Source organism: Kitasatospora sp. NPDC058190 (assembly GCF_042883685.1).
In the GTDB taxonomy this organism is placed as follows: Bacteria; Actinomycetota; Actinomycetes; order Streptomycetales; family Streptomycetaceae; genus Kitasatospora.
In genome coordinates this window covers 1-11,015 of sequence record NZ_JBHVVI010000200.1, presented here as the reverse complement: position 1 = coordinate 11,015, position 11,015 = coordinate 1, and the positions used below count along the sequence as shown (strand labels likewise).

Annotated in this window: 10 protein-coding genes; 5 read left to right on the top strand and 5 right to left on the bottom strand. The window is 72.4% G+C overall.

Features of this window, described 5'->3' with window-relative positions:
- Positions 1 to 438: 438 nt before the first annotated feature.
- On the bottom strand, positions 439 to 1,509 hold the full coding sequence (locus ACFVWU_RS42865; RefSeq protein WP_387631715.1) for an alkene reductase: 1,071 nt from the start codon (positions 1,507 to 1,509) through the stop codon (positions 439 to 441).
- Between the two features lie 225 nt (positions 1,510 to 1,734).
- On the opposite strand from ACFVWU_RS42865, the gene ACFVWU_RS42860 reads away from it, so the two are divergent.
- Both ACFVWU_RS42860 and ACFVWU_RS42855 read left to right on the top strand, forming a co-directional pair.
- Positions 1,735 to 2,265 (top strand): MarR family winged helix-turn-helix transcriptional regulator, encoded by a 531-nt coding sequence (locus ACFVWU_RS42860; RefSeq protein WP_387631712.1) that lies wholly within the window; start codon positions 1,735 to 1,737, stop codon positions 2,263 to 2,265.
- 294 nt (positions 2,266 to 2,559) lie between these two features.
- Entirely contained in the window at positions 2,560 to 2,985 is a 426-nt protein-coding gene (locus ACFVWU_RS42855) for a hypothetical protein (RefSeq protein ID WP_387631709.1), read from the top strand.
- A gap of 286 nt (positions 2,986 to 3,271) precedes the next feature.
- On the opposite strand, the gene ACFVWU_RS42850 is transcribed toward ACFVWU_RS42855, so the two are convergent.
- Entirely contained in the window at positions 3,272 to 4,387 is a 1,116-nt protein-coding gene (locus tag ACFVWU_RS42850) for a PP2C family protein-serine/threonine phosphatase (protein ID WP_387631707.1), read from the bottom strand.
- A 327-nt stretch (positions 4,388 to 4,714) separates the two neighbouring features.
- On the opposite strand from ACFVWU_RS42850, the gene ACFVWU_RS42845 reads away from it, so the two are divergent.
- Positions 4,715 to 5,284 (top strand): hypothetical protein, encoded by a 570-nt coding sequence (locus ACFVWU_RS42845; RefSeq protein ID WP_387631704.1) that lies wholly within the window; start codon positions 4,715 to 4,717, stop codon positions 5,282 to 5,284.
- Between the two features lie 184 nt (positions 5,285 to 5,468).
- Here ACFVWU_RS42845 and ACFVWU_RS42840 read toward each other — a convergent pair whose 3' ends face one another.
- Positions 5,469 to 6,230: an SDR family oxidoreductase gene (locus tag ACFVWU_RS42840; protein WP_387631701.1), complete on the bottom strand. Its 762-nt coding sequence runs from the start codon at positions 6,228 to 6,230 to the stop codon at positions 5,469 to 5,471.
- 506 nt (positions 6,231 to 6,736) lie between these two features.
- Between ACFVWU_RS42840 and ACFVWU_RS42835 the strand changes: the two genes are divergently transcribed.
- On the top strand, positions 6,737 to 7,045 hold the full coding sequence (locus tag ACFVWU_RS42835) for a hypothetical protein (protein ID WP_387631699.1): 309 nt from the start codon (positions 6,737 to 6,739) through the stop codon (positions 7,043 to 7,045).
- Between the two features lies 1 nt (position 7,046).
- Entirely contained in the window at positions 7,047 to 7,454 is a 408-nt protein-coding gene (locus tag ACFVWU_RS42830; RefSeq protein ID WP_387631716.1) for an alpha/beta fold hydrolase, read from the top strand.
- A gap of 84 nt (positions 7,455 to 7,538) precedes the next feature.
- Here ACFVWU_RS42830 and ACFVWU_RS42825 read toward each other — a convergent pair whose 3' ends face one another.
- Both ACFVWU_RS42825 and ACFVWU_RS42820 read right to left on the bottom strand, forming a co-directional pair.
- Complete coding sequence (locus ACFVWU_RS42825; protein WP_387631696.1) at positions 7,539 to 10,322, bottom strand: SpoIIE family protein phosphatase; 2,784 nt, start codon at positions 10,320 to 10,322, stop codon at positions 7,539 to 7,541.
- Between the two features lie 379 nt (positions 10,323 to 10,701).
- Positions 10,702 to 11,015, bottom strand: a 314-nt coding sequence (locus ACFVWU_RS42820) for a transglycosylase SLT domain-containing protein (RefSeq protein WP_387631693.1), incomplete at its 5' end; no start/stop codon positions are given.

Sequence of the window (11,015 nt, the reverse complement as noted above, 5' to 3'; positions counted from 1 at the left end):
TGCAAAACGGACACTACTATCCGTCGTCGCACCCCACATCCACGTGTGAGCGCACTCACCACCCAGACCCCGGCGACATCACCGACCGACCCACCCGCCACCACACAGAGTCAACACCAGGCACCCGCCACCGGTGACCGCCACCACACCCCGACCCCACAGGAACGACACCCGGGGACACGCCCACAGGCGCCAAGATCCCGCCAGCCGAGACAGCAGGCGGCGGCTCCCCATCGGCTCCGCCGAAACCGCCTGCCACCACCCCTGTCTCCCTGCCGCCGGTCGCGGATTCCGGCTGCGGCCCCGGGGTCGCCTCACCCACTGCGGCGACGTGGGGAGGCGGCACATCGGACTCCCCGGTGGGGAGGGTGGGGAGAGTGGGGAAGGCGACCGCGCACGCGGTGACTCACCGTGTGGCCGCGCCGGCCAGGTCGCCGCTCAGGAGGTGAGGGCGGGGTAGTCGGTGTAGCCGCGGTGGTCGCCGCCGTAGAAGGTGGACGCATCCGGGGTGTTGAACGGGCCGCCGGCGGCGAGTCGGGCCGGCAGGTCGGGGTTGGCCAGGAACAGGGCGCCGAAGGCGATCATGTCCGCACTGCCGTCCTCGATCAGGGCCAGCGCGTCGGGGCCGGTGGGGGCCGGGTGGGTGAAGGGGTTGAGGACGAAGGTGCCGGGGAACCGCCTGCGCAGTTCCAGGGTCAGCTCCCGGTCCGGGCCCTCCAGCACGTGCAGGTAGGCCAGGCCGATCGGCTCCAGCGCGGCCACCAGGGCGCGGTACGTGTCGCGGTGGTCGTCCTCGGTGATGTCGTTGTAGGGGTTGGCCGGAGAGATCCGCAGGCCCACGCGCCCGGGACCGACGGCGTCGGCGACCGCGCGGGCCACCTCCACCACGAAGCGGATCCGGCCCTCGGCCGTGCCGCCCCAGTCGTCGGTGCGCCGGTTGGCGTTGGTGGACAGGAACTGGTGCAGCAGGTAGCCGTTCGCGCCGTGGATCTCCACGCCGTCGAACCCGGCCTCGATCGCGTTGCGGGCCGCGGCCGCGAAGTCGGCGATCGTCTGCCGGACCTCCGCCTCGCTCAGCTCCTTCGGCGTGACGAAGTCCTTCGGCCCTTCGTGGGTGAACACCTGGCCCTTGGCGGCCACCGACGACGGCCCCACCGGCACCAGGCCCTCGGGCAGCAGGCTGGGGTGGCCGATCCGGCCGGTGTGCATCAGCTGGGCGAAGATCACCCCACCTTCGCGGTGCACGGCGCCGGTCACCGTCCGCCACGCCGCCACCTGCCCGGGCGTGTGCAGGCCGGGGGTGTCGGGGTAGCCCTGGCCGACCGGCGAGGGCTGGATGCCCTCGGTGACGATCAGCCCGGCACTGGCGCGCTGCGCGTAGTACGTCGCCATCAGCTCCGTCGGCTCCGCGCCGGGCCCGAAGGCACGGCTGCGGGTCATCGGCGCCATCGCGACGCGGCTGGCCAGGCGCTTGCCGCTCAGGACGATCGGATCGAAAGCAGTGGTCATGGTCTTCCCCTCGAGAGAAGTGGTGCTCTGCGGCTCGGGCTCCGTTGCCCGCACCAGGCGATTGACTGTCTGAACAAGTAAATCCCGGAAGCCCCTTCCCGGGACATGACGTGACGCGCATCACATGGTTTGACCTGCTCATATGCTCCTCTACGCCTGAGCTGTCCCACGAGCCCACCTACCGAGAGGTAGGGTTATCTTGCTCAAGCAGGAAGCGAGGAAGAGATGACGCCCAAGGACGGGAAGGATCCCGCAGGGACGGGGCGGGAGGAGGCCAGCATCCCGGTGCCGGCCGCGGCCGGCGGCGGGCCGTGCAGCCACGCGATCTTCCGCCTGGCCCGCCTGCACCGCATGCTCGCCGGACAACTGCTGCGCCGCATCGGTCTGCACCCGGGCCAGGAGCTGGTCATGATGCACCTGTGGGAACTCGGCCCCCAGCGGCAGACCGACCTGGTGCGACTGCTGGACTCCGATGCCGCCACCATGACCCGCACCATCCAGCGCCTGGAACAGGCCGGCTTCGTCCGCCGCCGGCCCTCGCCCACCGACAAGCGCGCCTCACTCATCGAACCCACGACGGCCAGCCACGCCCTGCGCCACGAGGTCGAACGGGTCTGGACCCAGCTCGAGGACCTCGTAACGGCAGGCCTGACCGCCGACCAGCGCACCGCCACCCTGCACACCCTGGAACGCCTGGAGCAGAACCTCGCCCAGGCCGCCGCCGACCCCGCAGGCGCCGCAGCCGCGGAGCGTTAGCGCCCGCCGAGGGGAATGGACCGAAGACGGTCGGTTGACCGGCACGCACCCCATGCGCCGGCGGCGGACCATGGACGGCCTCGCCGAACGACTCCTCACCGGCTCCCGCGGCGAACCGGATCCGGGCGGCGGCCGGCAGACCCGCCCACCCGAAGCCCGCACCGGGTGCGCCGGTGGTCACGACGGCCACGACCGCGGCCGGCGCCACTGCGGAACAGACCCTCGACGAGGAGATCCGCCGACTTCGACGCCCCGTCACTTACACTGTCGCCGTCACGCAACGTAAGAGATCATGTGAGCACCGTGAACGAAATTCCACGAAGGCCGTGGCGTCATCTCCTGCTCCGCGGATCACTGATCGCAGCGCTCGTCGTGCAGTCAGCCGCGCTCATCTCCCAGCAAATGCAGATCGACGATCTGCAGGTGCATCACATCGGCGACCTGGCGGGGGGGAACGTCACGCCCGCCCCCTCCGGTCCGCCCGGCCCCCCTGGCCCGCCCGGCCCCCAAGGCAGGGAGGGGAAGGACGGCAAGGACGGCAAGGACGGAAGCGAGGGCAGGGAGGGCAGAGAGGGCAGGGACGGGAAGGACGGCAAGGACGGCAAGGACGGACAGAACGCCGCCCCCAAGCCATCGCCGACCCCGTCCCCCAGCCACCACAAGGACTCCTGGAAGAAGACCCTCCCCGGCGACTCCTCCAGCGTTGACAGTTCACGCTGACCACGGGTTCCGCAGTCAGCGGCGGCGCGCGCCTCGCCGACCACGGAACTCGGGCGGGTCCGAGGCTCTTCCGTCGGCGCTCGTCCTCGCTGGCCGGGAACTCCGGCCGGCCAGGGCCGTGGCAGCGTCGACAGACCTGCTCGGCGGTTGCCGGCCTGTGCCGCTCGTGCCGTTCCAGCGCTGGAGCCCGGTCACCGTCCGGGCCGATTCGAAGCGGATCGTCAGTGTCGGCTGCGCGTCAGGCCCCGACACGAGGCCGCCCCTCCGGCGAGGCGGTCCGCCGGGGTCAGAGGCGCACGATGACCAGGGCGGTGTCGTCGGTGACGCCGCCGGGCGGGAGCAGGTCGGAGAGCACGGCGTCGGCGAGGGTTTCGGGGTCGGCTGCCTGGTGGCGGGTCAGGGAGTCGGCGAGCCGGGCGAGGCCGATGTCGATGTCTTCGCGGCGGCGTTCGACGAGGCCGTCGGTGTACAGCGCGAGCACGGCGCCGTCGGTGAAGTGCGCTGTGGCCTGGGGCGGGCGGACTTGTTCGGGGCCGGCGCCGAGAGGGGGGTCGGTGGCCTGGTCCAGGAACTCGACGGTGCCGTCGGCCTGCAGGAGGGCCGGCGGGGGATGGCCGGCGCTGCTGTAGGTGATGGTGTGGGTGTCCCAGTCGATGAACGTGTTGGCCACTGTGGTGTTCTCGGCGCCGTCGACGGAGCGGGCGTACAGGCCGAGGACTTCCAGGGTCCGGGCGGGGCCGTCGGCAACGCGGGAGACGGTGCTGAGCGCGCTGCGCAGCTGCCCCATGACCTGGGCCGCGGACAAGCCGTGCCCTACGACGTCGCCGACGGCGGCCGCGATGCGGTCGCCGGGCAGGTCGACCAGGTCGTACCAGTCACCGCACACGTTCAGCGTGTCGACGGCGGGCCGGTAGCGTACGGCTGCCGGGTGGCGTCCGACCGGGCGGGGAGCGGGCAGCATCGCCTCTTGCAGGCTCAGCGCGACTTCGCGGGCGCGGATGAGTTCGGTGACCTCCTCCAGCCGGTGGATCAGCAGCGCCACCCGCCCGTCCGAGTCGAGGACGGGAACGTTGATCATGGTCCAGTAGCGTTCGCCTCGCACCCCGGGCCGGTCGGGGTCCTCGATGTCGTAGCGCTGCAGCTCGATGATGTCGGGCTCACTGCTTCCGAGCACCTGGTGCATTGACGCCTGGATGTTGCGCACCACGGCTACACCGGGGTCGTTCTGGGTGTGGGCGAAATCGTCGGGCAGGTGACGGCCGATGACTTGCCCGCGGGTGCGGCCCAACGTGCGCAGGAACTCTTCGTTGACGTCTGCGTAGACCAGTTTCGGGGTCAACAGCGCCATCGCACCGGGAAGGGCCTGGAACACCGCCCTGTAGTCGATCTCAGGTTCCGCCATGTCCGTCTCGCCTCGACGCCGCCGCCGGTGTCCGCATTCCACGATAGACGCGGCCGGGCCGCAGGGGACGATCCCGCCCCCCGCCTCGGCCGCCTTGCAATGCTCCCAGTGATGGATCGGCGCAGCAGAACCAGGCCCATTCCGGATTCGTTCGTGCTCATTCTGATCCGTGGCGACGAGTTCGCCCCATCGCTTGACGCTCGAATCCGCGGCCCGTACGGTGGTCGTGTTGGTTGAAACTTAAACATCAATTCCGCCAACGGCAGGTCTCCCCCTCCGACCTGCGTCGAACGCACCCGAACCTCCAGTAACCCCGAAGGAAGAAACATGAACCGCACGACCTTCCGACGGGCCGCCACCGCGACGGCCTCCCTCCTCCTCGCCGGCGCCGCCGCCCTCGGCGCCTCCGGCCAGGCCATGGCCGCCCCCGCCCCCGCCCCCGCGACGGCCTCGGCCTCGGCCTCGCACCCGTCGTCAGCCGCCGCCACAGCCGACACCGGCCTGCGGATCGTCTCGCTGCCCACCCACCGGATCGGCACCGACCACCGCCCGCACGAGTTCACCGTCCACTACGCCGGCGACACCCGCCTCGCCCAGGCCCAGCAGATCCTCGTCCTCTCCCCCGACCACGGCCCCTACCTCCAGAGCGGCGACATCCGCCTGGAGCGGTTCGACGACGCGACCCGGCACTGGGAGCCCGTGACCCTGGACTCGCAGACCGGCACCCTCTACACCCGGATCCCGCTCACCGGCCACGTTCTCACCGACGGCGACAACACGGCCGTCCGCTACCGGATCACCCTCCAGCACGACCTGCCCACCGCACCGCGACACCTGACCGTCCAGCCCCGCACCATCCTCTACACCGCACCGCAGACCACCGGGAACCAGGCATGACGGCCCCCGCGGAACGCACCGCCGGAAGGCCCGCGCGGCGCCGGTCGGTGGCTCCACGACCCCAGGGTCGCGGGCCGAGCTCGACCAGGAGCAGCGGGACCTGCTCGCGGCGCCCGGTATCGCGCTGAACGACGAGACCGCTCGCCTGGGTCAGCGCCCTCGGCCGGCTGCTGCGGAGCGGGATTCAGTGCTCCTGGGCCGTCGGGCGCACCATGATCTCGTTGATCGCGGCGTGCGGCGGCTGGGTGACCATGAAGACGATGGAGCGGGCGATGTCCTCCGCCCGCAGCCAGGACTCCTGTGCCATGCCGCGGGCCGCGGCGAGTCCGGGACCGGTGGCCATGTGCGTCGAGGTCAGCCCCGGCTCGATCACGCCTACCCGGACACCGCGCCGGGTCACCTCCTGGCGCAGGACCTCGCTGAACGCGCACACCGCGTGCTTCGTCGCCGAGTACACGCCGTTGCCGCGGCGCACCACACGGCCCGCGGCCGAGCTGACGTTGACCAGGTCGGCGACCTGACGCGGGCCGCCCGCCGCAGCACGCAGCAGATGCGGCAACGCCGCCTGCGACAGGTGCAGGACAGCGGTCAGGTTGAGGTCGACCATTCGGTCGACCTCCTCGGCTCCGACTTCCTCGACGGCCCCCATCGCGACGTAACCGGCGTTGTTCACCAGTACGTCCAGTCGCCCCAAGCGCTCGGCGACCTCCTCGACGGTGTCCCGGGCCCGTACGGTGTCACGCAGATCGGCGCTGATGACGGCGCACGAGCCGCCATGGCCCCGGATCGTGGCTGCCAGCTCCTCCAGCCTTTCGGTGCTGCGGGCCACCAGCGCCACCGCCGCCCCCTCCCGGGCCAGCGCCAGGGCAGTGGCGGCCCCGATACCGCTGGACGCACCCGTCACCAGCGCAACACACCCCGACAGCGCCACGTTGCTTTCGGTCACGGATTTCCCCGCCCTTCCGGCGTCCGCACCCGGGACACCCATGCTGCCAGCCTGCATCGGACGGCCGCGGACCGCCTCCCGCGCAGCCGCACAGGTCGACCGCGACGCCGATGATGACGGCCCGGCGGAATCGGGTGCGGCACGGCAGCCAGGACGGCGCAGCAGGACGCCCGAACAGGCCCGGCCCGGACGGCGCCACCAAGGCGCGGCGGCGGAGCACGAGCGCGGCCGGGCCGACGGCCAGGGCGCGGCGGCGGGCGGCACGGCCCCCTCGGGCGGAGCGGCAGCACGATCCGGGGCTCGGCCGGTTCCCCGGGGCTCGGCCGAGCCGTGGTGGTTCGGCCGCCCTGAGTGGCAGCTATCACCCGTGATGGCCCAACACCCCTTCCCCTGCGGGAAGTTGTCAAGGCGATCGGCCGTCCGGCCGGCCGGGTCGGCGGCGGTGTCTCATGGGTGGCACCAACGGCCCATCAGGCCGCTACGAATCCTGTGAGGAGCACACCGATATGCGCAGCATCGTCAAGACCGCAGCCGTCGCGCTGGGCGGAATCGCCCTTGCCGTATCCGGTCAGGGAATAGCCGGCGCGGCCACCACCGCCACCACCTCGACCACCCCCGTTCCCTCCTGTGTGACCGCCCAGGCCAGCTACTTCTTCAACACGCTGGTCGCGGTCACCAACGGCTGTAGCACCCAGCAGTCGGTGCGGGTGAACTTCGGCCCCTCCACCAACCAGTGCGTGGTGCTGCAGGCCGGCCAGACCACGACGGTCACCGAGCCGGACTTCTTCTGGTTCACCGGCCTGACCACCTGCTGACATCCCTTCATCTGTCGTCGGCCGGGCACCCGACCATCGGCGGGCCCGGCCGACCGCCGGCACCGCGCGCCGGCCGGGTCGTCGTCGCGAACCCGGTCCCCGGGTGGAAGGGCCCGTCCTCAGCGCGCAGGAATCCCGCCTCCTGGCGCTCGTCGCCGCGGGCCGCACCACGGCGGTCCAGGGGGCGCTCTCGACCGCTCCGCCGACGACGAGCGCGGCCGCGTGGCAGCACAAGCCCAGCTGGTACGCCGTCTCGAAGAAGGACCGCACCATCGACCCCGGCCTCGAACGCTTCATGGCCGGCCGCATGCACACGCACACCACCGAGGTGGACGCCGGGCACCTGTCGCCGGTTTCACACCCGGCGGACATCGCGCGGCTGATCCTGAGCGCCGCCCGGAGCTGCTGACTCCTGGTCAGCCCTTCCAGGAGCATCGGCGTCGGGACGGCTTCGGACGGGGCGCGGCTTCGCGCTCGGCCTGGCGCCTCCGGGTTACAGCAGCATCTCCTCGAACTGGAACTCCGGTGTGGTCAGCGGTTGTTCCGACCAGATGATCTTGCCGCGGGCCGTGTACCTGGTCCCCCACCGTTCGGCCAGTTGGGCCACCAGGAACAGGCCCCGGCCGCCCTCGTCCATGGTGGCGGCGTAGCGCAGGTGCGGGGCGGTGCTGCTGGCGTCGGAGACCTCGCAGACCAGGCTGGTGTCGCGCAGCATGCGCACGCGGACGGGCTGGGCGCCGTAGCGGAGGGCGTTGGTGATCAGCTCGCTGAGGATCAGCTCGGCGGTGAAGGTCAGTTCCTCCAGTCCCCAGGCGGTCAGCTGGTCGCTGCACGCGTTGCGGATGCGGGAGACGGCGGCGAAGTCGTCGGGCACGTCCCAGGTGGCCACCCAGTCGGGCTCGAAGAGGCGTGTGCGGGCGACGAGGAGGGCGATGTCGTCGCTCGGACGCGACGGGACCAGCGCGTCGAACACGGCCCGGCAGAACTCCTCCGGGGACCTGTCCGCGTGGGCGTCGGCCAGGCAGGCACGCAGCGCGGCGAGTCCGTTCTCCAGGTCACGCTCGCGGGACTCGACCAGCCCGTCGGTGTAGAGCACCAGTGCGCTGCCGGGTGCCAGCCGGAGTTCGGTGCTCTCGAAAGGCAGGCCGCCCACGCCGAGCGGCGGGCCGGCGGGCAGATCGACGTACTCCACGCTGCCGTCGGTGCGGACCAGGGCGGGCGGCGGGTGGCCCGCCCGCGCCATCGTGCAGTGCCCGGAGACCGGGTCGTAGATCGCGTACAGACAGGTGGCGCCCGTGACCGCCCGCTCCCCCTCACCCTCGCCTTGGCCCTCGATCTCGCCTTCTTCCGCCCCTGCCTCGCCCTGGTCGAGGCGGGCGACCAGTTCGTCGAGGCGGGCGAGCAGCTCGTCCGGGGGCAGGTCGAGGGCGGCGAAGTTGAGGACGGCGGTGCGCAGTCGGCCCATGGTGGCGGCGGCGTGCAGGCCGTGGCCGACGACGTCGCCGACGACCAGTGCCACGCGGAAGCCGGGCAGCGGGACGACGTCGAACCAGTCCCCGCCGACGCCCCGTTGCGCGGGCAGGTAGCGGTAGGCCACCTCCATCGCGTTCTGCTCGGGCAGTCCCCGGGGCAGCAGGCTGCGCTGCAGCGCCTCGGCCATCCGGTGCTCACGGGTGTAGCGGCGGGCGTTGTCGACGCACGCCGCCCCGCGGGCGACCAGCTCCTCGGCGAAGGAGACGTCCTCCTCCCCGAACGGTGCGGACTGCCCCGCGCGCCAGAAAGTGACCGTGCCCAACGTCAGGCCACGCGCCTTGAGCGGAGCGGAGACCAGCGAGTGGACCCCGTACGCGAGGATCCGGTCGGCGGCCTGCGGGTCACGCGAGGCATGCGCCTGGCGCAGGTCCGCCACCAGCGCGGCGCGCCCGCTCCCCAGGGCGATGGCCTCCGGCGTGCCGGGCAACGGGGTGATCTGCGAGCCCACCGGGGAGAACGGCCGGTCGTCCCGGATGCCGCCGGCGGCCACCCGGCGGATCCGCGGGCCCCCCGCGACGCCCGTGCCCGGGAGCGGCTCGTCTCCGCGCAGCACCGCCTCGGCCAGCTCGACGGTGGCGAAGTCCGCGAAGCGCGGCACCACCACGTCGACCAGCTCCTGGGCGGTCCGCTCCACGTCCAGGGTGGTGCCGACCCGCAGCCCGACGTCGTAGAGCAGCTTCAGGCGGGCCCGCGCCGCCTCGGCCTGCCCGGCCAGCGCCCGCAGCTCCGTGGTGTCCCGGATCGTCGCGACGCTGCCGGCACCGCCGCCGAACGGCGCGGTCGGACGGTTGTTCACGGCGAGCAGCCGCTCCTCGGCCGGGTACACCTCGTCGGTGGCGGCCCGGCCCGACGCCAGCAGCTCGGCCAGCCCGGGATCGAGCCCCAGCTCGGTGACCGGCCGCCCCTCCACCTCCGGAGCCAGCTCCAGCAGCCTCCGGGCCTCGTCGTTCGCCAGCACCACCTGTCCGTCCCCGCCGACGATCAGCACACCCTCGCGCACCGCGTGCAGCACCGCGTCGTGGTGCTCGTACATCCGCGTCATCTCGGCCGGGCCCAGGCCGTGCGTCTGGCGGCGCAACCGCCGCCGCACCAGCACCGCCCCGCCCGCCCCCACGGCGAACGCGGCCACCGCGCCGCCGAGCAGGACCGGCAGCTGCCGGCTCACCGCGCCGGTCGTGGTCTCGACGGAGAAGCCCACCGTCACCAGGCCGGCGACCGAACCGTCCGGCCTGGTCACCGGCGCGACGGTGACCACGTCGTGCCCCAGCGGTGTGCTCTCGGTCATGGTGACCGGCCCCTTCAGGGCCTCCTGGTAGGAACCGTAGACGTGCTGTCCGATCAGCTCGGGATGGTCGGTGATGGCGTAGCGGATCCCGTCGGTCCCGAAGATCACGACGAAGTCGAAGCCGCCGCTCTTCTGCACGTCCACGGCCAGCGGCTGCAGCACCGCGGTCCGATTGGTGCTGTCCATGACAGCCGCCAACCCGGGATAGCGCGACAACGTGACGGCCGCGGAGTGCGTGCGGTGCTCGGCATCACTCGCCGCGTAGTTGTGGGCCTGCAGGACGAGCGCCGTCAGCGCCGCGCCGACCAGCAGCACCACCACGACCAGCAGCCACAGAGACACCTGCCCGGCGACACTGCGCACCCGCAGCCGCGAGCGCAGCCGACCCCGGGCGGACCGGTGCTCCCCCGGTCCGCCCGGTTCCGCGCCCCCATGGGCATGGCTGTCCACTCCGCGCATCCAGGCCGTCCCCGCACATCCGGGTCATGACCCCTCCACGCTGCCACCCGGCCCGAAGACGCGCACGCGCGAATCGCCGGAGGCCCGAACGGGCCATCGGGCAGACCGGTGGCCTGGAGCGGGACGGCCGCGGGCGAGGCGGGCGCCGTGGTGCAGGGTGCGGACGCCGTCGTGCCCGCTCCAGCGCAGCCGCATCGCGCCGGGCATCTGTGGCGGGTCTCGGATCGCCCGGCCCGGGTCCCGGTCGGCGTCCGAGGTGGCCGGGGAAACGGCACGAGGGCCTGTGTCCGCGCGTTTCGCGCGGACACAGGCCCTCGTGGGTCACCCCGGTGGCCCCTGTCCGGTCCCCGAGGCACAGGGGGAAAGCCGAATCGTCGGCTTAGTACCAGTGGTGGGTCTGCCAGAACGCCCAGGCGGCGTTCGGGCTGCCGTAGCGGGAGTTCATGTAGTCCAGCGCCCACTTGATCTGGGTGCTCGGGTTGGTCTTCCAGTCCGCGCCGGCCGAGGCCATCTTCGAGGCCGGCAGCGCCTGACCCAGACCGTAGGAGCCGGAGCTCGGGTTGGTCGCCGTCACGCTCCAGCCCGACTCGTGGGAGACGATCTGGCTGAACGAGGCCAGCTGGTCCGCCGGCACCATCTGCGCGGCGATCGCCTGCGGGGAGGCGTCCGCGGCCGAGGCCACCGCGGGGACCA